Below are 21,723 nucleotides of genomic sequence, written 5' to 3' on the forward strand. Positions count from 1 at the left end.
CCGGTGGGGTAATCTTTGGAATCGGTTCAGGGGCCTATAGCTCAGGTGGTTAGAGCGCTTTACTGATAATGAAGAGGTCGGAGGTTCAAGTCCTCCTAGGCCCACTCCCATGTGCCGAAGAAGGGTTGCTGGAATGAAGGTTTTCCTGCTTGTCGGGGCCGGAATTCTGGTAGCTCTCGGGGTCACCAAGCTGATCAAAAGTCAGCGCGGAGACAAGGTTTGGCACGATTTGGAAACAGGATAGAACCTAGGTACTCTGACTCCGGTCAGAAAACCGAACGGGGCCTTAGCTCAGTTGGTAGAGCGCTGCCTTTGCAAGGCAGATGTCAGGAGTTCGAATCTCCTAGGCTCCACAGTAAGAAAACACCCTCCCGGGATCCGGGAGGGTGTTTTTGTATCTCCACCCACCGTTTGTCGACCCACCGACGGTCTCGTGGCCCTCCCGCTTTTGAGCGAACGGCACTTTCGGCGCACTGAAGGCGATGAACATGCCGTTCGCTCGGAGTGGGGTGGCCAGAACCGCGCCCACTATGGACCGTTCGTCCCGAATTCTCCGGAAAGTCTAGTGGTCATAACCAGCCGGGCGTAGCGTGAGGAGAACCCAATTTCAGGAGGTTCGTAGTGCTTCACAACGACATTCCCAGCCACGGTGAAATTGCCGCACTCGCGGAGGTGGAGGGGCCCACCTGCATCACCATCGTTACTCCGACTGAAGATGCGCCGCAGGATTACGACAAAGCGCGCATAGCCTTCAAGGACCAGGTCCGCTCGGCACTCGCATCGGTGGAGGATCCGGCCGAGCGCAAGCAGTTCGAGGCCGAATACGCAGAGCTCGACGACGACGACGATTTCTGGCGCTTCCAGTCGCGCTCATTGGTCACGTACGCGACGCCGGAGCGTCTGGTGACCTTCCGCCTCCCCAACCGTCTGCAGGCGCTCGAAACGGTCAGCGATCGGTTTCATCTCAAGCCACTGCTCCGTTCGGTGACGTTCCCCCAGACGGCGTTTGTTCTCGCTCTGGCAGAGGGTTCGGTGCGCCTGATCGAGATCGCTGCCGATCAGCCGGCCGACGAGGTCCGTGTTCAGGGAATGCCGAAGAATGCTGCGGATCACGCGGGCAAGTCGTCGATCAACAGCCGAACCGAAGCGGGTCGGCTCTCGGGTTCGGACAGCCGAAAGTTGCGCGTCAATCAGTACGCCCGCGCAGTCGATCACGAGGTCCGCGGTGTGCTCGCCGGCCGTGACGTCCCCTTGATTCTGGCCGCTGCGGAACCCATCGCGTCGGTGTATCGCTCCGTGAATTCGTACCGCCACCTGGTCGACAAAACCGTCGAGGGAAACCCCGAAGCCTTGTCGACGCAGGAAGTGGCGGACGGTTCGCGTCCGGCGCTCGACGACTTCCATGCCGAGCAGCTGGCGGCGGTGCGGGACACCTTCAATGTGCGCACGGAACAAGGTCGCACTCAGACGGACGTCGCCGACGTGGCAACAGCCGCGACGTACGGACAGGTCGACACCGTTTTCATCGACATAGATTCCGTCGTACCCGGAAGTCTCGATCCCCAGACGGGCGCTCTCACGACCGGTGAGTCGACTAACGGAAGCACCTACGGGGTCGTCGACGAGATCGCTCGTCGTGCGCTCCTGACGGGTGCGCGGGTGCTCGCTGTTCGCGCGGAGGACATTCCGGGCGGCGGCGCAGTTGCCGCGATTTTGCGCTTCGCCCCGTAAACAGACTGGACGCGTGTGCGCCTCGTGACCTGATTCGGGCACGGGGCGCATACGATTCCGGCATGAAACGTGTGTGGGAACGGCTGCGCCTCTATTGCAAGACGCTGCACCCGGTCGGGCTTGCCTTTGCTCTGGTCTTCTTCACCTGGTCGATGAGTCCGTCCCTGTTGCCGCGCGCGTGGTACCTGCAGGGCGTTGCGACGGGCATCTCGCTCGCCATGGGATACGGCGTCGGCGTGACGGTTGCCTGGATGATCCGCAAGTGCGGCGTCGAACCGCAGTGGTCGGATCGCACCAAGAAGATCGGCTGGCGAATCCTGTTGGTCGCGGCCGTCATTCTGGTGCCGACGTTCTTGGTCCTCGGTTCGTGGTGGCAGCAGATCGTTCGCGATCTCGTGGAAGCTCCACGCACCAATCAAGCGAATTATCTTCTGGTGCTGATGATTTCGCTCGGAATCTGGTTCATCCTGCTCGAGGCAGGCCGTGGTCTTCGGTTCACCACCAACAAGCTCACCGCCGTCGCACTACGGTTCGTTCCCCTCGAGGCGGCGAAGGTCGGCAGCTTGATCGTCATCTTCGCCCTCGGCATCTTCATCGTGAACGGTGCGCTGTACAACGGGCTGATCGCCTTCGCGAACTGGAGTTTCTCCGGTGCGGATCACGAAACACCGGACGGCATCGAACAGCCCATGATTGCAGAGCGCAGCGGTTCGCCGATGTCCGCCGAGGCTTGGGATTCTCTCGGCCAGGAGGGGCGCACCTTCATGGGTAGCGGTCCCACCGCAGCCGAGATCTCTGCATTGACCGGACGTGAAGCGAAGCAACCGATCCGGGTGTATGCCGGACGTGAATCCTCGGACTCGATCAACGGTGTCGCACAGCGGGTCGTCGACGAGTTGGAGCGCACCGGCGGATTCGACCGCGGAACTCTCGCAGTTGTCACGACCACCGGTCGCGGTTGGGTGAACGAGGACGTCGCGTCGGCGTTCGAGTACGTCGAGGGCGGGGACACGGCGATCGCGTCGATGCAGTACTCGTTCCTTCCGAGTCCGTTGGCCTTCATCGCCGACCGTGAGACGCCGATGATCGCCGGCCGCGCGCTGTTCAACGCGGTCTACGCCAAGTGGATCGACTTGCCCGTTGAGACGCGACCCGAACTGGTTGTCTTCGGTGAGAGCCTCGGCTCCTACGGTGGCCAGGCCGCATTCGCCGGCGCCCAGGACATGATGACGCGCGTCGACGGCGCACTGTGGGTCGGAACCCCCAACTTCACTGCTCAGTGGCAGGAAATCACGGACAGTCGTGACTCGGGCTCACCGGAGATTCTGCCGGTGATCGACGGTGGCCAGGCAATTCGGTTTGCCGGTGATCCGGAAGATCTGGAGCTGAAGTCGGACTGGGACGACGATCGCATCGTGTACTGGCAGCACGCCAGCGACCCGATCACGTGGTGGTCCTTCGACCTGCTGCTCAACAAGCCGGATTGGCTCAAGGAACCGCTGGGTCGCGACGTGGATCCGGGAATGACATGGGTTCCTCTCGTGACCTTCTGGCAGGTAACCCTCGACATGGTCTTCTCGGCTGACGTCCCGTCCGGGCACGGTCACAATTACGGCGAGGATGCAGCGGACATGTGGGCCAAGATCCTGCACCCCGAGGCCTGGACCTCTGCTGATACCGACAAGCTTCGTGCGCTGCTGACCACCAATCTGGAGCCCACGAAGTAGTAGTAAACGGTTGTAATACAGCCCTTTAAGGCGAAAACCTCACGAAAAAGTGTTACGTGAGGTATGTGTTACTCTGCGTTCGCTGTGTGCCAAGCCACAGCGCAAGCGAACGTGGGGAGATCGAAACGTGAAGAGCAGAGCATGGTGGGCGGCCGGGGTCTCCGTCGCAGCACTGGTCATGGGTGCTGTGACGGCCCCCGCCGCAATGGCTGAACCGGCGGATTTCTACACGCCGCCGTCCGAGCTTCCGGCAGGTGCCAACGGAGATCTCATCAAGAGTGAGCCGTCACCACTGCTGCTGAGCGTGCCCGGATCGAATGGTGCATGGCCAGCAACCGCCACCAAGATCATGTACCGAAGCGAGGACGCCAAGGGTGCCCCCGTTGCCGTGACGGGCACCTATCTCGAACCGTCGAATCCGTGGACCGGGCAGGGGGCGCGTCCACTGGTTGCCGCAGCGGTGGGAACGCACGGACAGGGCGATCAGTGCGCACCGTCCAAGCTGTTCAACACCGGCATCGAGTACCAGTTCCCGACGGACGTCATGGTCGGCTACGAGTCCATCTGGGTGAACACGTTGCTGCTCAACGGCATTGCCGTCGTAGTCACCGATTACGAGGGGCTCGGGACTCCGGGCGATCACACCTACGTCAACCGTGAAGCCGAAGCACACGCGGTTCTGGACTCGGTGCGCGCCGCGCAGCAGCTCCCGAACACGAGCATTCCCGCCGACGGCCCCGTCGGACTGTGGGGTTACTCGCAAGGTGGTGGAGCTGCCGCTGCCGCAACGGAATTGAAGCCGTCGTACGCTCCGGAGCTTGATCTCAAGGGTACCTACGCAGGTGCACCGCCCGCCGATCTGGCGGCGACGCTGCAGCAGGTCGACGGCACGTTCCTCACCGGAGTGATCGGATACGCGCTCAACGGGATCCTTGCCCAGTACCCCGAGGTTCAGCCGCTGCTCGACGCCGAGATCAACGATCGCGGCCGACAGATGTTGGCCGCCACCAAGAACCAGTGCGTCGCCGAAAGTGGATTGCAGTTCGGCTTCCAGCAGTCGTCGAGCTTCACCAATTCCGGTGAATCACTCTCCGCAGTTCTGGCGCGTCTACCCATGGCGCAGGCAATCCTCGACGAGCAGAAGATCGGCAAGCTGACGCCGGAGTCGCCCGTGCTCATTCAGCATGGCCGCTCCGATGACATCGTTCCGTTCGGTCAGGGACAGCAACTGGCGCGAGACTGGTGCGGCAAGGGTGCGACGGTGCAGTTCTCCGTCAACGAACTGCCCCCGATCATTCCGGGCATGGCAATCAATCATGCAACGCCGTACCTGGTGGGTACCCCCGAATCCGTCGGGTACATGATCGATCGCTTCAACAACGTCCCAGCACCGTCCAACTGCTGAACGTGAACATCGAAAAGCCCCGGAACACAATCTGTTCCGGGGCTTTTCGTGTGTCGACTAAGCGGTCTTCTCGGCCGAGTTCTCCTCGAGGCGAGGGGGTGCGGAAGCGACCGGCGGATGCTCGCGTCGGCGGCTCTTGAAGAACACCGCGCCACCGATCACCGCAACACCGGCGATGACGAACACGGCGACGCGCTTGCGGCCGCGAGGCTTCTCGGTGCGTTCCGCGGACTTCGTGGGGATAGCCTTTGCGCGCTCGACGCCCTTCTTGGCGAGGACTTTGCCCTGACGGCCCAGGAACAACCCGACCTGCCCAGCGCCGCGAGCGACCGACGTCGCGACCACCGCGGCGATACGGCGAGCGTTGTCGGCTGCCTCGGACTCCTTGATGCGAGCCGCTGTCTCTTCGAGGTAGGCGGCAGTCTCGTCGAAGGTGTCCTCAACGCGGGCGCGCGCGTGATCGAAGGTGTCGGGCAACTGCGTGCTGAGGGACTCGGTCACTCGTGTCATGACTTCACTTTGCCACAAGGGCTGTACCGGGGTAGGTCGGTCGCAGATCGGACTTACGATGGATGAATGTCGACCTCCCCTGCACGGTCCCGTCGAAGCCCAGGCCGACCTGCGATTACGTCGACGGACGAGATTCTCGATGCAGCGGAACGGGTGGGTTTGGACCGCCTGACGCGGGCGGAGGTCGCACAGGTCCTGGGCGTTTCCGCTGCGACGATTCGCCATCACGTCGACTCGACCGACCGTCTGTACTCGTTGGCGTGTGCGAGAGCTTTCGGACGTCTGCAGTTGGATTCGGATTCGAAGTCCTGGCAGGACTACCTTCGGACGTTAGGTCAGCGCTTCGCTGAACTCGTGACTGCCACGCCTGGGCTCGAGGACTACGTGCTTCGAGGGCCTTACGAAGAGCGCACTCTGGAGCAGTTCGAGCGAATCATGAATGAGGTACTTCTACGGAAGCCTGAATTCGACCGTGCAACAGCACATTTGCTCGGCTCTCGGACACTGATCATTTCGGCGGCACTGCATACACCGGCGCGCAATCGTTACCCGGATTCGCAGTATCCGAAGCCTGAGACTCTCTCGGCTGTTGTTTCCTGGACGCTCGACGCCTTCCTTGTCGGTGCCGAAAAGATGATCGATTCCGGCCTCGTTCCTACGGTCGTTCCAACTCCCGACGCTTCTTGGACTCACATTTCGGATCACTGATGCCCTTCCTGGACAGGAAGGTAAGGCAAACCACATTAATTATTGCTACTGTGGCAATTATGAATAGACACAGGTGGAGGCCAAGATTCCTCGGCGCGGCCGGGGCCGCGTTAGTGCTCGCGCTCGCTGGATGTTCGTCATCGAACACGAACCCGGACGCTGACGGAAGTCCCGCAGCGAGCGGAAGCTATCCGGTGACCGTGAGCACGGAATCCGGAGACGTGATCATCGAGTCGGCACCTGAACGGATCGTGACCTTGGGGAACCCGGCGTTCGAGAACGTCGTGACGCTGGGATCGCACCCCGTGGCCGCGAGCGTGACCAACATCGACAAGCTTCCCTATCTGGCGGACTACGTGGGAAATGAGGCGCTCGACGAGTCCTTGGCTGACATCTATGCAGGACAAGTGAATTTCGAGCGGATGCTTGCGGTCGAACCGGATCTCATCATCGCGCCTGCCTGGCCGGTTTTCACCGAGCCCGCCACGTTGGAGCGGCTCCGAACGATCGCTCCCACTTTGATATTCGACATGCAGGACGCAGACAACGATTGGAGAGTCGGCGTTCAGCAGGTCGCGGATGCGTTGGGCAAATCCGAGCAGGGTGGCGAGTTGATCACCTCGGCAGTCGACGGATTTACGGGTGTGGCTGAGTCGAACCCAGGACTTGCGAAGCGGCCGTACTCATTCGGGCTCTACTACAAGGAGCAGATTTCGTTGGGATCGGGCGGAAACATACTGCGCCTCTTCGGAATGAAGCCGGCGGAGGACCAAGCTGCGGTGGAATCGACAGGAACTCCGGTGACGTATTCGGGTGAGACTGCGGGTGACGTCGACGGTGAAGCGGTACTTCTGATGCCGTCACCACGGGATTCCATCGCGAACCTCGAACAATCGCCTTTCTGGGAGTTGAATCTGAAATCCCGCGTCGTATGGCTCAGTGATGCGCAGGGTGAGGCGATCAACAATGCGGGTGTACTTGGAAAGACGTGGCTGCCGGGAAACCTGGGTACCGCGTTGGGACAGTTGGGTTAGTCGAGCGTGGACAGGGCGAGAGAATCCCGGTTACCTGCGGGCATGGTCATGACCGTTGCCTCGATTGCCGAGGTTGAACAGCGAACGGACGACACCGTTCGAGTTGTGTTGCAGTCGAGCGAGTTCGGAAACCTGAGCGTTCGTGGGGCGGCGCCGGTGTTCAAGTTGTTCGTGCCTCGGGAGCCGGCGGACGAGATGATGCTCCCCACCTTGGGGTCGGACAAACTCGCGGTTCCCAGTTGGGAGGCCGACCCCCGGCGTCCGATCGGGCGTTCCTACACAGCAATCGATTTCAATCCTGGCGATCGAAGGATCACGTTCGATGTCATGGATCTTGGGAAGCCGGGTTGGTGGCTCAACCGGACGGGCGTAGGCAGTCGCGTTGGGGTGATCGGATTCAAACACGAACTCGTCCTTGTTCCGGGCGTCACTGACGTCGTTGCAGTCGGCGACAGATCTGCGCGCCCTGCTGTCGGATCCTTGACGAATCTCGCCGAACAAGTCCGAATACACAGTTTCACGGGTCCGTCAGGCGAGCACGGATTCCCTGATATCGAGTGGGTGGACATAGTCGATCGGACCAAGGCGCAGACAGAATCGACAATGTTGTGGATCGGCGGAGAGAAAAGCTGTGTCGCCCGCTTGCGCAACCAAGCGATCGAAAACGACCTACCGCCGTCCCGGATTGTCGCATTGCCGTACTGGTCGGCGGGGCGAACGCGCGACGAGTTCGATCATGCTCTGTACCGGCTGTACCAACGCGCAGCTGCGGACGGAATCGACATTTCCGATCCGGTCGTTGCCGCCGACATCGAACTGCAGTGACGCATGCCCCGTCGCACGGAATTGGCAGGCTCACATCCACTAGAACGCCGGCAATGGCACGATGGTGGTGTGACTTCAACTCATCAGACCGCAACCGCAACGCTGCACACGAACCGCGGCGACATCAAGATCGCTCTGTTCGGCAACCATGCGCCGAAGACCGTCGAGAACTTCGTCGGCCTCGCCGACGGCTCGAAGGAGTACACCACCGCAAACGCCGCCGGCACCAAGACCGGCCCGTTCTACGACGGTGCCATCTTCCACCGCGTCATCGACGGCTTCATGATCCAGGGTGGCGACCCCACCGGAACCGGCACCGGCGGCCCGGGCTACAAGTTCGGTGACGAGTTCCACCCGGAACTGCAGTTCGACCGCTCCTACCTGCTGGCCATGGCCAACGCAGGCCCGGGAACCAACGGCTCGCAGTTCTTCATCACCACCGGCCCGACGCCGCACCTGAACCGTCGCCACACCATCTTCGGTGAGGTTCTCGACGACGATTCCAAGAAGGTTGTCGACGCTATCTCCTCCACCGCCGTCGATCGTGGCGATCGTCCGGTCGAGCCCGTCGTGATCAACAGCATCACCATCTCCTGAACAGGTAAAACAAGCAGATGACGAACCCCGGTTGGGGCGGCGGTGCGAGTGAGGGCATCCCGCCCCAACCGCGGTGCGTCCGCCATCCAGATCGACTCACCGCACTTTCCTGCAATCGTTGTGGACGTCCGGCGTGCCCGGACTGCCTCCGCGAGGCGGCGGTGGGATACCAATGTGTTGACTGTGTAGCTGCCGGCCAACGCGATGTCCGCCCCGTTCGGGGCGTCGCCGGAAACACCGTGAGCCCCGCCCGTGCGATCCCGATCGTGACGTACACCTTGATGGGGCTCAACGTCCTGGCGTTCCTCGCCACCTTCGCGCAGTCGCGAAGCATCATGAACAATCAGGTCGGCTCGTCGATCTTCGCGAACTGGGCACTCAATCCGGGTCTGGTCGCCAGCGGTGACTGGTTCCGGCTCATCGGCTCCGGGTTCTTGCACTTCGGCATCTTGCACCTCGCGGTCAACATGTACGCCCTCTACATCCTCGGACGCGACACCGAAATCGTGATGGGCCGCTCGAGGTACATCGGCATCTACCTGGTTTCGCTTCTCGGCGGTTCAGCCTCGGTGATGGCATTCCAGCCGGTGTTCTCTTCGCTCACGGCCCTGTCCTGGACTGCTGGGGCGTCGGGAGCGATCTTCGGCATCATGGGCGCACAGGCAGTCCTTCTATTGCGTTTGCGTCGAAGCCCGGTCCCGATCATCTCGGTGATCGCGATCAATGTGATCATCAGCATTTCGCTGCCCGGGATCTCGTTCTGGGGTCACGCGGGAGGTCTGGTGGCAGGTGCCGCAACGGCCGCTGCATTCCTGTACGCCCCGCAGTGGTTGGGCGCCGGTGAGAACCGCGTGAAGGCGGTGCGGATCGGCTGGATCGCTTTTGGTGCCGTCACTGTGGTGACGTTGGGAGTCATCGTGCTCCGCGTCGTTCAACTGCGCGAACAGCTGGGAATCAGCTAGCAAGAATCCTAGGGCCCAGCCGTTCTATGGCTCAGCCGCCGATGATGGACTCACAGGCGAACGTGATCTCGAAGCTCGACGTCGCCGTCGTGTTGCCCTTGTCCCGGGCGCCGATTCCCTCGCCCGTCACCACGAAGGTATTGCCGTCCTGCTTGGCACTGGCAGATCCGCCGGGCAGTCCCGGTGCGTATCCGGCGGTGTACGGCAGACCGTTCGATCCACCCTCGCTTCCGGCGATTCCGGCAGTCTGAACCGTGCCGGATTCATCGACGATGGCCGAGACGGTCAACATGCCGTAGGTGGGATTTTCCGCGTCGAGCAGTGTCATGACTGTCGTGCCGCCGTCCTTTGCGCACTTCGTCTCGAATTTGGCGTCGAGCGTCTTCCCGCCGACGGTGGCCGAGGATGTAGCGGACGAGGCGCCGGCAGCGCTCTTGTCGGAGTTGGTCTTGTCGGAGTCGCTGCCGCAGGCGGAGGCGAATATAGCGACCGCCGCGAGGGTGGCAGCGACTGAGGTGGAGGACCGGCGGGTCATCGTGGTCCGAACCAACTCCGTCATGTTCTGTCCTTCAAGTCACGCGGTGCGTCCGCACTTGCTCTGGCTGTTTCGCCGACAACACTAGCCAGTGACTCGGTGCTCGTAGCTCTAAACCCCCAGCTCAGACGGGTTTGTCGCCTTCGACTGTTCAGGGACGTTCGTCGGGCTGCCCGGGATCATCTGCCGGATCTTTGGGAGCAATCGCACATGCAGAGACGGCTTCTGTAGAGATTGTCCACATAGGTTGGGCTCGGTCGTGCTTCTACTGTGGCTTGAGTCACTTCGTAGATAGCAACGCTGACCTTTTCCGAGGAGTACCCCTGCCATGACCTCCACCGATAGCACCACCACTGACGGTGGGGTTGCGCCGAGCGAGATCGAATCTCGCGTGGTGAAGAAGGTAGCGCGCCGGCTGATTCCCTTCCTGATCCTGCTCTATTTCGTGAACTATCTGGATCGTACGAACATCGCCTTCGCCAAGCTCACCATGAGCGCCGACCTCGGGATGACCGAGACGATGTTCGGTCTCGCATCCGGACTCTTCTTCGTCGGCTATCTGCTGTTCGAGGTGCCGAGCAACCTGGCCCTGCACCGCTTCGGCGCCCGGCTGTGGATCGCGCGCATTATGCTCACCTGGGGCATCCTCGCCGCTGCGCTGGCATTCGTGCCCAACGTGGGCAGCCTTTATTTCCTCCGCATTCTGCTGGGAATCGCCGAAGCCGGCTTCTTCCCCGGAGTTCTTCTCTACCTGACCTTCTGGTTCCCGAAGAAGTACCGCGTACGCCTGATGGGCCTGTTCCTGCTGACGCTTCCGCTCTCGTCGGCGCTCGGCGCCCCGCTCTCGGCGGCCATCATCCAGTACGGCGACGGACTGTTCGGCCTCGCCGGATGGCGCGTGATGTACCTGATCGAGGGTCTGCCCGCCGTGATCTTGGCGTTTGTCGTCTGGTTCTACCTCACAGATCGTCCCGCCGACGCAAAGTGGTTGACCCTCGAGGAGCGCACCTGGCTGATGAAGTCGATGGCGGACGAGGAAATAGAACTCGGCGACGCCGGTCACCAGTCGGCCGGTAAGACCCTGCGTGATCCCCGCGTCATCGGTTTCGGTCTGGTCTACTTCGGAATCACATACGGGCTCTACGCTTTGAGCTTCTTCCTGCCCAGCATCGTCGCGGGATTCAAGCAGACGTTCGACACCGATTTCTCGCTCGTCGAGACAGGCCTGATCGTGGCCGTCCCCTACGCGATCGGCGCTGTCGCGATGGTGCTGTGGAGCCGCCATTCCGACAAGACCGGTGAACGAATGTGGCACGTTGCAGCCCCGACGCTCCTGGGCGCGGTATCCATTCCGATTGCGCTGTATCTGGATTCACCGTTCACCGTCATGATCGCGGTCTCGCTCACCGCCGTCGGCGTGCTCTGTGCGCTCCCCGTCTTCTGGTACCTGCCCACCACGTTCCTGACGGGAGCCAGTGCGGCCGCGGGTATCGCCATGATCAACTCGATCGGCAATGCGTCGGGCTTCGGTGCTCCGTACATCACCGGCTGGCTCACCGATGTGACCGGAAATGCCAAGGCAGGACTGTGGGTGGTGGGCGCCGTGATGCTCTGTGCCGCAATCCTTGTGGTGGCGCTGGCAAAGCGATCGAGCAAGCCCGCTCAGATCTGACCGAGTTTCCCCGCACTGGCACGCAGCCGGATCAGGAGCGCAAGATCGAGCGCCTGGTCCGGCTGACGCCACTGTGTACCGATCAACCTGTCGATCGACTCGAGCCGTTGGTACAGCGTGTTGGCGTGAATCGCGAGCGCGGTGGCGGTCGCGGAGTGCTTGCAATTGTGTGACAGGTACGACGCGAGGGTGTCCAATAGCGGAACGCCGCGTCGTTGCTCCTCCTCGAGGAGAGGACCGAGGGAACGCTCTGTCAGGGCTTCCAGTTCTTCGCGGCCGGTGCGGCTGAGGAGAATTCGGTAAATGCCGAGTGAACTTGCCGGTTCCACGTGGGAGGCCCGCCCGAGAGTCTCGAGGACGTCGACGGTGTGCTGCGCCTCGACATACGCTCGCGCCAGACCTTCCGCTCCCACCGCGGGATCGGCGATTCCGACGGTCGGGTTCTCCGCCGGCTGCACCCACGCCGCCGCAACTGCTGCCGGTGACATTCCGGGAATCAGTGCGATGACTCGTGAACCATGTTCGGCAACAACGGTTCCTGACGGGAATGCAATTTCCTCGATACTGCGACGCGCACGGTCGACGGCGTCGGCCGGGCGGGCCACCACGACGGTGTACGAGCGGTCAGGATTGAGCCCGGCCAGGCGGAACTGACCGGTGACTTCGGCCGGCGTCGGCGCAGGCCTGGTGATCAGATCGACCAGAAATGCGTCGCGTGCCCGACGGGTAGCTTCCCTGGCCGCCCGTTCGCCTACCAGCGCAAGCGCAATGGCCGGGGCTGACCTTTCGAGTGCCAATCTCATTGCGGCGGTGGGTTCCTGGCGCGAGAGTAGGAACAGAACTCCGAGTTGGTCACCGGCACTGCGCACTTCGGTGGCGAACAGGAACTGCTCACCGACGGTGAGCGTCACTTCCTGCTCGCGTCGGTCGGCAGCAAGGATGTCGAAAACCCGATGAACACTCTCGCTCACCCGTTGCAGTCCCGGTGGGATCTCGGATGTTCCGGTCACGAAGAACACCGGCGAACCCGTCGACGCCGAGGTTTCCTCCACGAGTTCACGGACTCCACCGCCGCGCAGGACAACTTGTGTGAGCGAACGATCCCAAGTCAGTGTCTGTTCGAGAAGTGCTGTGCGCTCGGCAAGTTCGGTGTTCGCGGCGTTCACTTCCGCAACCGTCGCGCGATAGCGTTCGAGAGAACGGGCATTCTCGATGGCCACCGAGGCATGGGCTGCGAGTGCGGACAGCAACGCAACTTCCTCGTTGCCGAATCGGCGCTCTTGACGTTTGCACGCGCACAGGGCACCCAGGATCTTGCCGTTCAAAGTCAGCGGCACAGCCAGCAGGCCGCGCATGTTCTCGGCTCGCGCTGCGTCGTCGGCCGGTCCGATGTGTGCAAACGAGGGATCGTTTCGGTAGTCGGGAGACCAAGCAGGAGACGAGTTCTCGACCACGCGACCGATCAGACCTTCGCGGAAGGGAACCGTGAGGCCGAGCAATTGGGAGGTGTACGCACCGCTCGTGACTTCGATGATCAAGATGTCGTCATGAATGAGAGCAAGGTACGAAAGGTCGACGCCGAGTAGTCGTTTGGCCTGATCCACGATCTCCTGCAGGAGGGCGTGGTGATCGTGCATCGTGGTCAGCAGTGACGCGATGTCGTTGAGTGCCCCGAGTTCGGTGGCGCGCTGTCGGCGCTGAGCCAGGAGACTTCGTAGTTGGAGTGCCGATCGGGCTTCTCGCTCGATTTCGGCGGCGACTTCGGGGCCTGACCCAGCGGCCAACTGATCGCGGTGTTCGATCAGTTCCTCGGTGGATGCCTCGGCCAGGAGAAGCTGTAGCCAGTTCTCGTGCATCCGCGCTCCCTTGTCAGACCAACTTGTCAGACCAATGATGAGTATGGAGAGAGTGTCCATACGGTTTCCGGTTTCTCGGAGTAAATCTACATGGGGCGGTGTAGCGGCCGTCACTATCGTGGAGACATGACACTCCTCGAGGCGCTCGGCTCGCAGATCGATGCGGATCGACTGATCACCGACCCCGACATCATGGCGAGCTACATCCACGACGACGCCGAGTGGGCTCCCTACGAGATGCCTGTCGCGGTGGTCCGTCCGCGCACAGCCGAGCAGGTACAGACAGTTGTGCAGGCATGTATCGCCCACGGTGCGCCCGTCGTCACGCGCGGCGCCGGCACCGGTCTGTCGGGCGGAGCCAACGCAGTCGCCGGCGGCGTCGTGATCGCCTTCGACGCGATGAACGCCATCAAGGAGATCAACATCCTCGAGCGTTTGGCCGTGGTCGAACCCGGAGTGGTCAACGATCACCTCCGCGACGCCTGCGCCGAGCACGGCCTCTGGTATCCACCCGATCCGGCGAGCGCACCCTGGTCGACGATCGGTGGCAACGTCGCGACCAATGCCGGCGGCCTGTGTTGCGTCAAGTACGGCGTCACCAAGGACTACGTACTGGGCATGCAGGTGGTCACCGGAACCGGTGAGCTGGTTCGACTCGGGCGTCGAACTGCCAAGGGAGTGGCTGGGTTTGATCTCTCGGCGCTCATGGTCGGCTCCGAAGGCACTCTCGGGGTGATCACCGAGGTGACCGTCAAGCTTCGTCCTCAGCGCGATCCCGAACGCACCATCGTCGGATACTTCGACTCCATCGTCGCTGCGGGCAAGGCCGTCGAAGCCGTCGCCGCAGACGGTCTCACGCCGTCGGCCCTCGAGTTGATCGATCGGCAGTGTCTCCTTGCCGTCGATGCCTGGAAGAACATGGGCCTCTCGGCTGACGCCGAGGTGGTCCTGCTCGGCCGCATCGACACACCTGGCGAGATCGGCGACGCCGAAGCCGAGCGAATGTTGGCCTGTTTCAACCGTTCCGGGGCTACCTGGAGCGCCAGATCCACGGACCAGGAGGAAGCCGACGCCTTGTTCTCCGCCCGGCGTCTGGCGTACCCCGCCCTCGAGCGTCTCGGCCCGGTGCTCACCGAGGACATCTGCGTCCCCAAGGCGGCGGTCCCGGAGATGCTGGCGCGCATCGAGGCCATTTCGGCCCGGCACGACACGCACATCGCGAACATCGCGCACGCGGGTGACGGCAACCTGCATCCGCTGCTGATCGCGCCACACGACGACGAAGCGGCGCGGAGGCGCGCTCAGGCCGCTTTTGCCGAGATCATCGACAACGCCCTCGAGTTGGGCGGAACCGTCACCGGTGAGCACGGCGTCGGCCTACTGAAGATGGGTGGCCTGGCACAGGAACTGTCACCGGCCGTCGTCGCGATGCATCATGCAATCAAGGGCGCACTCGACCCTCACGGAATCATGAACCCGGGCAAGGTGATCTGAAAGGCTGGCTCCGTAACCGAATCGGTTTCCGGAGTTACGCCGTCGAAATGACGAGTTCCTACGCTCGAGTTGAACCGTTTGGCCAACTCGACGTATGGAGTCATGAATGTTCTCTTCCGATTTGACGCTGGCAAGTGTTGTTCCGCGGCGCGTGGAGACGGTCGAGGCCGTCCGGGCGGCAATCGCTCTCGACGGCGCCGCGGTGTTCGGTGGCCTGCACACCGAGGAAGATGCCATTGCCTTCGCGTCGAAGTTGCTCGGTGAGAAGTGCATTCGCGTCGGCCGCCAGTTCGAGGCGAGCGCCAAAAGTCAGGATGCCGAAGCCGCTGTCGTCGACACGCAACCGGTGGACGAACGCGGCCGCAAGCGCTCGTTCGGTATCTCCGGCGAGCGGATGACCGCCCACAACGACGGTTTCGCGTTCGGCGATTACGCTCCCGATTACCTGTTTCTGTGGTGCAAGCGCCCGGCGTACCCGAGTGGCGGCGACTCGTTTCTCATCGACGCGGTCAAACTGACCCAATTGCTCGCCTTCGATCCCGCAACAGCGGAGCTGGCCGAATTCTGTTGGAGCACAGACATCGACCATTCGGAACCGAACTTCCCGCAGAACACATTTGCGCCGATCGCCAGGACGGTGCCGAGTGGACGCAACCAGGTTCGCTATCACCCGTACCTCGCGCCGATCGCCGGTGAATCGGAAGTAGCGCAGTGGCCGCTGGTGAAGCAGTGGAGTGAGGCTGTGATTCACGTGCGAGACAGCGGTCCGATGTTCCGCGCCGAAGCCGGCGAGATGATCTGCATCGACAACTACCGGGTACTGCACGGCCGCGACGGATACACCGACCCCGGCCGTGAGCTGTACTCGATCTGGGGATGGTCGAGCGACGCAGTCGCGGTGCCGCAGCAGGCTCTCGACATCGTGCAGCCGGACCTCGCGGCACTGGCCATGTAACCAGCGCTTATTTCTCGGGCGGCACCAAACCGTGGACGGCGAGCACGTCCAGGACGTCCTCCGGTGACGTGCCGAGATCCCAGCGTCCGAAGATCAACAGCTTCTCCGTGTCGGTGGGACGGTCGACGATGTCGATCTCGAGCATCGGGACGCGTCGACCCAGACGCGGGTAGCGGACGAGACGCACGCGGTCGATCTGTTCGCGGGTGAACTCGTGGCGGGCGCGCAATCGCTGCACCGCGATCGACTTGGTTCCCGCGTCTTCGATCACAGCCAGGCGGGGACGCTGACGCAGGGCGAGTCCGCCCATCACGAACAGCCCGATCACCGCGAGGGCGAGCAGGAAGCGTCCGGCAGGCTCCGTGGGCGCGATTATCGAGGCGATCGCGAGGGCAATTCCGCCGCCGAACATCGCGTAGACAACACCCATCGGAGTGGCCCACGAGATCACCTCCGTGACGTTGTCACGAGGCTGTGGATGAAATTCATCCTCGAGCATGTGGATAACTTCCTAGGTTGTCCACAGGAGTTATCCACAATGGGGATGAATGACACCCATGTAATTGAATGACGGTCACGATCCGGGTCGAATCAGATACTCGCTGGTCAGCGCCATCTCATGGTCATGACAAGGCCGACAACCATGAAACCGAAGCCGACGAGGAAGTTATAGTTTCCCAAGTCGTTCATCCACGTGATCGAATCCGCGGCCAAGTAGTACACAATCAGCCACGCCAGGCCGACAAGCATGAATCCGAGCATCACCGACACGTACAACGTGCTCGACGGACCCATCTTCACCTTCACCGGAGTGCGGTTTGCCGGGTTGACTGTGTAGTCGTTCTTCTTACGGACCTTCGACTTGGGCATGACGTCCTCGCTCTACGGTGTGACCTGCATGTGTTACCTACACGCTAACGTAGCTGTGTCCAGTTGGTCACCGGCCGACCTGCACAATCCGGGAGGAGCCACGTGTCTTCGGGTGAATCTTCACGAACCGTCTGGCACATCGGTGTACTTGCCGTCTGCCTGGTAGCCGGTCTGATGGTCGCCACGGCGCAACGATCCGCCGAGGAAAACCAGCTCCAGGTCACCGAAAGCACCAGGCTCTCCGATCTGGTCCGCAGCGCCCAGGCCAATGCCGAAAAAGTTTCGGCCGACCGGGACGAACTTGCCGCTCAGCTCGATTCGCTGCAGCAAGACGCCGCTCGGTCCGACGCCGGAGTGGCCGCCGCGCTCGGTGACATCAAGAACATCTCCGCCGACGCGGGACTGACGGAGATGACCGGCCCGGGTGTTGTCGTCACGATGACGGACGCTCCGCGCAACGCCGACGGCAAGTATCCGGTCGACGCCACCCCGGACGACCTCGTCGTGCATCAGCAGGACGTTCAGAGCGTCCTGAACGCACTGTGGGCCGGCGGGGCCGAAGCGGTGGGCATGCAGGACCAACGGATCATCAGTACGTCGGCGCCGCGGTGCATCGGAAACACTCTTCTTCTTCACGGACGTACCTACAGCCCGCCCTACGTGATGAGCGCCATCGGTGACGTTGCGCGCCTCGAGGCGGCCCTCGCCGCCGAACCGGGCATTCGGATCTACAAGCAGTACGCGACCCGCTTCGGCCTCGGGTACACGCAGGCAACGCCGTCGCAGATCACGGTCCCCGCCTATACCGGCGGATAGCACGGGCGTTTACCCTGCTCTCATGAGGATTCTCGTCGTCGACAACTACGACAGCTTTGTGTTCAACCTGGTGCAGTACCTCGGCCAGCTCGGAACCGAAGCCGTGGTCTGGCGCAACGACGATCCACAACTGACGGCAGACCTCGAGGGTGCAGTAGCGCAGTTCGACGGCATTCTCCTGAGCCCGGGCCCCGGAACTCCGCAGCGCGCGGGAGCGACGATGGATCTGGTGAAGGTCTGCGCCGACACCAAGACCCCGCTGCTTGGCGTCTGCCTCGGACATCAGGCGATCGGTGCGGCTTTCGGCGGAACCGTCGACCGCGCGCCCGAACTGCTTCACGGCAAGACGAGTCTGGTTCACCACAAGGACGTCGGCGTCCTGGCCGGACTGCCCGATCCGTTCACCGCTACCCGCTACCACTCGCTGACGGTTCTCGAGGACACCATTCCCGAGGAACTCGAGGTGACCGCCCACACCGAGAGCGGCGTCGTGATGGCGATGCGCCACCGCGAACTGCCGATTCACGGCGTCCAGTTCCACCCCGAGTCCGTACTCACCCAGGGTGGACACCGGATGCTCGCGAACTGGCTCGCAGTCTGCGGTGAGGCGCCGCCGGAAGGGCTCGTCGCAGCCCTCGAGGCCGAGGTCGCGTCGGCGCTCGGTGGCGCATTGCCCGCAATTCTCTGACACCTGTCCACAAAAAAGTGCCTCCCGGAAATCTCCGGGAGGCACTTTTTCACTTTGCTAGCGGCCGGGGATTCCGAGCGCTCCGACGCTGACGGTGATGACTGCGTCCTTGGAGATCTCCGAGCCCGGAGGCTGCGTCTGCGAGACGATCTTGCCCACCATTTCCGGGGTGAGCGTCGTGCTCTGGTTCTGAACCAGCTGCGAAGCGGTTCCCGCCCAACCGGCTGCGCGAAGCGTGCTCAACGCCTCCGACACCGTCTTGTTGGTCAGATCAGGCATCGCGACCTGGTTGCCGTTGGATACTCGCAGCGTCACGGTCGAACCCTTGGTGGCCGAAGTGCCACCGGTCGGGTCGGTCGAAACGACCTGTCCCTTCGGCAGACCCGAATCGATCTCCGTGATCTGAACGACGAACCCGGCACCTTCGATGTTGGGCCTCGCCACCTCTTCACGCTGACCGGTGACATCCGGGACACGAACCTGCTCCGGTCCGGTGCCGACCGTGATCGAGACCGCGGAATCGAGAACAACCGACACTCCGACGGCCGGGTCCTGATTGACGATCTTGTCGACCTCGGCGACGGTCGATGCCGCCTTGCCGATGGTCGGATCAAGTCGGAGTCCGACGGAGTTGAGCTTCTTCTCCGCGTCGTCCTGGCTCAGGCCAGTCAGGCGCGGGATCGCGACCTGCTCGGGGCCGGTGGACACGTCGATGGTGACGGTGCTGCCCTTCTCGATGCGCACCCCGGCAACCGGACGCGTCGTGATGACGTTTCCGGCGGCGATCACCTTGTCCGTCTTCTGCTGACGCTCCACCTGGAATCCGGCGTTGGTCAGCGTCGCCTCGGCGACGTCGGCGGGCTGGTTGGTCAGGTCACCCGGAACGGTCACCATCTCGACCTTCGGCGAGTTCACCCGAATGAGGAAGAACGTCACCAGACCGATCACCAGAAGCGCCGCGATGCCCATCAGGGCGTAGCGTCCGCCCTTCTTCTTGGCAGGCGGCTCGGCGGCGCGAGTTGTCCTCGCAGCAACCGGCTCGACCGGATCGGGAGCAGTGCGGTAGTTCCCGGTGTCGGAGCCGACGGCGCCGAGGATGGTGGTGCGGTCCTCGTCGTTCATCACCATCGGAGCACTCGGACGCTGACCGCCCAGGACACGTACCAAGTCGCTGCGCATGTCGCCGGCGCTCTGGTAGCGGTTGGCCGGGTTCTTGCTCATCGCCTTGAGAATGATCGAATCCAGCTCGCGCGGAATGTCGGGATTGATCTCCGACGGCGTCTGCGGATCTTCACGAACATGCTGGTACGCCACGGCGACCGGTGAATCACCCTTGAACGGCGGCTCGCCCGTCAGAATCTCGAACAGCACACAACCGAGCGAGTACACGTCCGAACGCGCGTCCACCTGCTCACCTCGCGCCTGCTCCGGCGAGAGGTACTGAGCGGTGCCGATCACGGCGGCCGTCTGCGTCATCGGGCTCGACGCGTCGGAAATGGCACGGGCGATACCGAAGTCCATCACCTTCACGGCGCCGGCACGGTTGATCATGATGTTGGCGGGCTTGACGTCGCGGTGCACGATGCCGTTGCGGTGGCTGAAGTCCAAAGCGGCACAGACGTCCGCGATCACTTCCATCGCCTTGCGCGGAGCCATCGGCCCGGTGCTGCGCACGATGTCACGCAACGTGTCGCCGTCGACGTACTCCATGACGATGTACGGCAGCGGCCCGGCGTCGGTCTCGGCTTCACCGGTGTCGTAGACGGCCACGATCGCCGGATGGTTCAGCGCAGCAGCGTTCTGCGCCTCACGACGGAACCGCAAGTAGAACGTGGGATCGCGCGCGAGGTCTGCACGCAGCACCTTGATCGCGACGTCGCGGCTGAGTCGAAGGTCGCGCGCCAGGTGAACCTCGGACATTCCGCCGAAGCCGAGAATCTCACCCAGCTCGTAGCGGGAGGAGAGATTGCGGGGTGTCGTCATTGGTCTTGTCCTAGCGGTTCTTCAGCGTCTCCGGGATCCGCCAACGGCTCAGTGGTCGTTGTGGTCGTCGTTGTCGTCGTGATGGTGGTTGTGGTCGTCGGAGTTGTTGTGGTCGTGGTCGGCGTTGTCGTGGTGGTTGTCGGCTCGGTCGTTGTGGTCGTCGGCCGAGTCGTCGTTGTTGTCGGCTCGGTGGTCGTCGTCGTGGGCCGAGTCGTCGTGGTGGTGGGCTTGGTCGTCGTGGTGGTCGGCAACGTCGTGGACGTGACGACGGGTGGCGTCGGGTCGCTCGGACCGTCGGTTGCGATCCAGACTCCGCCGATGATCAACGCCAACAAGATCAATCCGCCGCCGGCCCATGCCACGGCCTTCTGCCCACTGGTCATTCCGCCGGCTGCCGCGTCGTCCGCAACAGCTGCGCCCGTCACCGGGCCCGCGTACGTCGGCGGCATGACCTGCGTGGCACCCGTTGCCGGCAACGCGCTCGCGGCACCGGTAGCGAGCAGACCGGGCGGCGGTGGACGCCTCCCTGCCCGAACGGCTGCAACGGCGTCGGCGAACTCACCGCCACTGGCGTAGCGGCCGGCCGGATCCTTGGTCAACGTGATGTCGATGAGCTCGCGGATGTTCGGCGGCAGGTCGGCCGGCATCGGCGCCGGGGTTTCCTGCACGTGCTTCATCGCGACGGTGAGCGCGCCGTCACCGGTGAACGGGCGTCGACCCGAAAGTGCTTCGTATCCGACGATTCCCAGCGAGTACACGTCACTCGCCGCGGTCGCGTCCTGACCGAGAGCCTGCTCGGGCGCGATGTACTGGGCGGTGCCCATCACCATTCCCGTACGCGTGACGGGCGAGTTCTCGACGGCCTTGGCGATGCCGAAGTCCGTGATCTTCACCTGGCCCGTCGGGGTGATGAGGATGTTGCCGGGCTTCACGTCGCGGTGCACGACACCGGCGTCATGTGCGACCTGCAGGGCGCGGCCGGTCTGCTCGAGCATGTCGAGGGCATGCGGAACCGCCAGGCGGCCGACGCGCGCCAGGACGGCGTTGAGCGGTTCACCGTTGACGAGTTCCATCACCAGGTACGCCGTGGAATCGCCCGAGCTGTCGCGGGTCTCGCCGTAGTCGTAGATTCCGGCGATACCGGGATGGTTGAGCTGCGCGGTGGTGCGGGCCTCGAAGCGGAAGCGCTCCAAGAACTCCGGATCGGAAGAGAACTCGGACTTGAGTACCTTGACGGCGACGCGACGGTTGAGCCGGGAGTCGGTGGCTTCCCACACCTGACCCATCCCACCGGTGGCGATGAGACGGATCAATCGGTAACGATCGGCGATCAAAGCGCCGTTGTTCAACGCCAC

The 21,723-nt window shown here is 62.8% G+C and carries 20 protein-coding genes and 2 tRNA genes; 15 read left to right on the top strand and 7 right to left on the bottom strand.

Annotated elements, in window-relative coordinates:
- The first annotated feature begins 30 nt into the window (after window positions 1-30).
- The 5 genes from RA302_RS00060 (at window position 31) to RA302_RS00080 (ending at window position 4,863) form a co-directional block, all read left to right on the top strand.
- Window positions 31-104, top strand: a tRNA-Ile gene (locus RA302_RS00060).
- Between the two features lie 176 nt (window positions 105-280).
- Window positions 281-353: transfer RNA gene (locus RA302_RS00065), tRNA-Ala, on the top strand.
- Window positions 354-621: 268 nt separating this feature from the next.
- Complete coding sequence (locus RA302_RS00070; RefSeq protein ID WP_030536714.1) at window positions 622-1,731, top strand: hypothetical protein; 1,110 nt, start codon at window positions 622-624, stop codon at window positions 1,729-1,731.
- 62 nt (window positions 1,732-1,793) lie between these two features.
- Window positions 1,794-3,458 carry an alpha/beta-hydrolase family protein gene (locus tag RA302_RS00075; RefSeq protein ID WP_007729186.1) on the top strand — a complete coding sequence of 555 codons (1,665 nt, stop codon included), beginning with the start codon at window positions 1,794-1,796 and terminating at the stop codon, window positions 3,456-3,458.
- A gap of 127 nt (window positions 3,459-3,585) precedes the next feature.
- On the top strand, window positions 3,586-4,863 hold the full coding sequence (locus tag RA302_RS00080; RefSeq protein WP_030536713.1) for a lipase family protein: 1,278 nt from the start codon (window positions 3,586-3,588) through the stop codon (window positions 4,861-4,863).
- A gap of 57 nt (window positions 4,864-4,920) precedes the next feature.
- Here the strand turns inward: RA302_RS00080 and RA302_RS00085 are convergent, their stop codons facing one another.
- Complete coding sequence (locus tag RA302_RS00085; protein ID WP_019746221.1) at window positions 4,921-5,373, bottom strand: hypothetical protein; 453 nt, start codon at window positions 5,371-5,373, stop codon at window positions 4,921-4,923.
- A gap of 66 nt (window positions 5,374-5,439) precedes the next feature.
- Here RA302_RS00085 and RA302_RS00090 point away from each other — a divergent pair, with 66 nt between their 5' ends.
- The 5 genes from RA302_RS00090 (at window position 5,440) to RA302_RS00110 (ending at window position 9,499) form a co-directional block, all read left to right on the top strand.
- Window positions 5,440-6,081, top strand: a complete 642-nt coding sequence (locus RA302_RS00090; RefSeq protein ID WP_134932158.1) for a TetR/AcrR family transcriptional regulator — start codon at window positions 5,440-5,442, stop codon at window positions 6,079-6,081.
- 194 nt (window positions 6,082-6,275) lie between these two features.
- Window positions 6,276-7,115 carry an ABC transporter substrate-binding protein gene (locus RA302_RS00095; protein WP_196248295.1) on the top strand — a complete coding sequence of 280 codons (840 nt, stop codon included), beginning with the start codon at window positions 6,276-6,278 and terminating at the stop codon, window positions 7,113-7,115.
- A 42-nt stretch (window positions 7,116-7,157) separates the two neighbouring features.
- Window positions 7,158-7,940, top strand: coding sequence for a siderophore-interacting protein (locus tag RA302_RS00100; RefSeq protein WP_030536710.1), 783 nt, complete (start codon window positions 7,158-7,160; stop codon window positions 7,938-7,940).
- Window positions 7,941-8,009: 69 nt separating this feature from the next.
- Window positions 8,010-8,537, top strand: a complete 528-nt coding sequence (locus RA302_RS00105; RefSeq protein ID WP_007729190.1) for a peptidylprolyl isomerase — start codon at window positions 8,010-8,012, stop codon at window positions 8,535-8,537.
- 17 nt (window positions 8,538-8,554) lie between these two features.
- Window positions 8,555-9,499, top strand: coding sequence for a rhomboid family intramembrane serine protease (locus tag RA302_RS00110; protein ID WP_338478932.1), 945 nt, complete (start codon window positions 8,555-8,557; stop codon window positions 9,497-9,499).
- 31 nt (window positions 9,500-9,530) lie between these two features.
- On the opposite strand, the gene RA302_RS00115 is transcribed toward RA302_RS00110, so the two are convergent.
- Window positions 9,531-10,058, bottom strand: a complete 528-nt coding sequence (locus tag RA302_RS00115; protein WP_030536708.1) for a lipoprotein LpqH — start codon at window positions 10,056-10,058, stop codon at window positions 9,531-9,533.
- A 304-nt stretch (window positions 10,059-10,362) separates the two neighbouring features.
- On the opposite strand from RA302_RS00115, the gene RA302_RS00120 reads away from it, so the two are divergent.
- On the top strand, window positions 10,363-11,706 hold the full coding sequence (locus RA302_RS00120; RefSeq protein ID WP_030536707.1) for an MFS transporter: 1,344 nt from the start codon (window positions 10,363-10,365) through the stop codon (window positions 11,704-11,706).
- Here RA302_RS00120 and RA302_RS00125 read toward each other — a convergent pair.
- Window positions 11,697-13,562 (bottom strand): GAF domain-containing protein, encoded by a 1,866-nt coding sequence (locus RA302_RS00125; RefSeq protein ID WP_030536706.1) that lies wholly within the window; start codon window positions 13,560-13,562, stop codon window positions 11,697-11,699. The two genes, RA302_RS00120 and RA302_RS00125, sit on opposite strands and share 10 nt — an antisense overlap.
- Before the next feature lie 126 nt (window positions 13,563-13,688).
- Here RA302_RS00125 and RA302_RS00130 point away from each other — a divergent pair, with 126 nt between their 5' ends.
- The gene (locus tag RA302_RS00130; RefSeq protein ID WP_030536705.1) at window positions 13,689-15,056 is read left to right on the top strand and encodes an FAD-linked oxidase C-terminal domain-containing protein; all 1,368 of its coding nucleotides are present in this window, start codon (window positions 13,689-13,691) and stop codon (window positions 15,054-15,056) included.
- 106 nt (window positions 15,057-15,162) lie between these two features.
- Window positions 15,163-16,011, top strand: a complete 849-nt coding sequence (locus tag RA302_RS00135; protein ID WP_030536704.1) for a TauD/TfdA family dioxygenase — start codon at window positions 15,163-15,165, stop codon at window positions 16,009-16,011.
- A gap of 7 nt (window positions 16,012-16,018) precedes the next feature.
- On the opposite strand, the gene RA302_RS00140 is transcribed toward RA302_RS00135, so the two are convergent.
- Together RA302_RS00140 and crgA are read right to left on the bottom strand one after the other, a co-directional pair.
- Window positions 16,019-16,510, bottom strand: coding sequence for a PH domain-containing protein (locus RA302_RS00140; RefSeq protein WP_003942511.1), 492 nt, complete (start codon window positions 16,508-16,510; stop codon window positions 16,019-16,021).
- 107 nt (window positions 16,511-16,617) lie between these two features.
- Window positions 16,618-16,881 carry a cell division protein CrgA gene (crgA, locus tag RA302_RS00145; RefSeq protein ID WP_003942576.1) on the bottom strand — a complete coding sequence of 88 codons (264 nt, stop codon included), beginning with the start codon at window positions 16,879-16,881 and terminating at the stop codon, window positions 16,618-16,620.
- Window positions 16,882-17,055: 174 nt separating this feature from the next.
- On the opposite strand from crgA, the gene RA302_RS00150 reads away from it, so the two are divergent.
- Both RA302_RS00150 and RA302_RS00155 read left to right on the top strand, forming a co-directional pair.
- Window positions 17,056-17,697 carry a DUF881 domain-containing protein gene (locus RA302_RS00150; protein ID WP_223304399.1) on the top strand — a complete coding sequence of 214 codons (642 nt, stop codon included), beginning with the start codon at window positions 17,056-17,058 and terminating at the stop codon, window positions 17,695-17,697.
- Window positions 17,698-17,719: 22 nt separating this feature from the next.
- Window positions 17,720-18,385 (top strand): aminodeoxychorismate/anthranilate synthase component II, encoded by a 666-nt coding sequence (locus tag RA302_RS00155; RefSeq protein WP_003942537.1) that lies wholly within the window; start codon window positions 17,720-17,722, stop codon window positions 18,383-18,385.
- A gap of 57 nt (window positions 18,386-18,442) precedes the next feature.
- Here RA302_RS00155 and pknB read toward each other — a convergent pair whose 3' ends face one another.
- A complete protein-coding gene (pknB, locus tag RA302_RS00160; protein ID WP_007729221.1) occupies window positions 18,443-20,368 on the bottom strand; it encodes a Stk1 family PASTA domain-containing Ser/Thr kinase in 1,926 nt (641 codons plus the stop codon).
- Window positions 20,365-21,723, bottom strand: a complete 1,359-nt coding sequence (locus RA302_RS00165) for a protein kinase (RefSeq protein WP_030536702.1) — start codon at window positions 21,721-21,723, stop codon at window positions 20,365-20,367. Before RA302_RS00165 ends, pknB begins: the two co-directional genes overlap by 4 nt.

The organism is Rhodococcus sp. DN22, assembly GCF_036669995.1.
Classification (GTDB): Bacteria; Actinomycetota; Actinomycetes; order Mycobacteriales; family Mycobacteriaceae; genus Rhodococcus_F; species Rhodococcus_F erythropolis.

Bases quoted from the DNA above. Each gene is read 5' to 3' on its own strand.
- RA302_RS00075 (WP_007729186.1), top strand. From the start codon at position 1,794: ATGAAACGTGTGTGGGAACGGCTGCGCCTCTATTGCAAGACGCTGCAC.
- RA302_RS00085 (WP_019746221.1), bottom strand. From the start codon at position 5,373: ATGACACGAGTGACCGAGTCCCTCAGCACGCAGTTGCCCGACACCTTC.
- RA302_RS00090 (WP_134932158.1), top strand. From the start codon at position 5,440: ATGTCGACCTCCCCTGCACGGTCCCGTCGAAGCCCAGGCCGACCTGCG.
- RA302_RS00100 (WP_030536710.1), top strand. From the start codon at position 7,158: ATGGTCATGACCGTTGCCTCGATTGCCGAGGTTGAACAGCGAACGGAC.
- RA302_RS00110 (WP_338478932.1), top strand. From the start codon at position 8,555: ATGACGAACCCCGGTTGGGGCGGCGGTGCGAGTGAGGGCATCCCGCCC.
- RA302_RS00115 (WP_030536708.1), bottom strand. From the start codon at position 10,058: ATGACGGAGTTGGTTCGGACCACGATGACCCGCCGGTCCTCCACCTCA.
- RA302_RS00120 (WP_030536707.1), top strand. From the start codon at position 10,363: ATGACCTCCACCGATAGCACCACCACTGACGGTGGGGTTGCGCCGAGC.
- RA302_RS00125 (WP_030536706.1), bottom strand. From the start codon at position 13,562: ATGCACGAGAACTGGCTACAGCTTCTCCTGGCCGAGGCATCCACCGAG.
- RA302_RS00130 (WP_030536705.1), top strand. From the start codon at position 13,689: ATGACACTCCTCGAGGCGCTCGGCTCGCAGATCGATGCGGATCGACTG.
- RA302_RS00135 (WP_030536704.1), top strand. From the start codon at position 15,163: ATGTTCTCTTCCGATTTGACGCTGGCAAGTGTTGTTCCGCGGCGCGTG.
- RA302_RS00140 (WP_003942511.1), bottom strand. From the start codon at position 16,510: ATGCTCGAGGATGAATTTCATCCACAGCCTCGTGACAACGTCACGGAG.
- crgA (WP_003942576.1), bottom strand. From the start codon at position 16,881: ATGCCCAAGTCGAAGGTCCGTAAGAAGAACGACTACACAGTCAACCCG.
- RA302_RS00150 (WP_223304399.1), top strand. From the start codon at position 17,056: ATGGTCGCCACGGCGCAACGATCCGCCGAGGAAAACCAGCTCCAGGTC.
- RA302_RS00155 (WP_003942537.1), top strand. From the start codon at position 17,720: ATGAGGATTCTCGTCGTCGACAACTACGACAGCTTTGTGTTCAACCTG.
- pknB (WP_007729221.1), bottom strand. From the start codon at position 20,368: ATGACGACACCCCGCAATCTCTCCTCCCGCTACGAGCTGGGTGAGATT.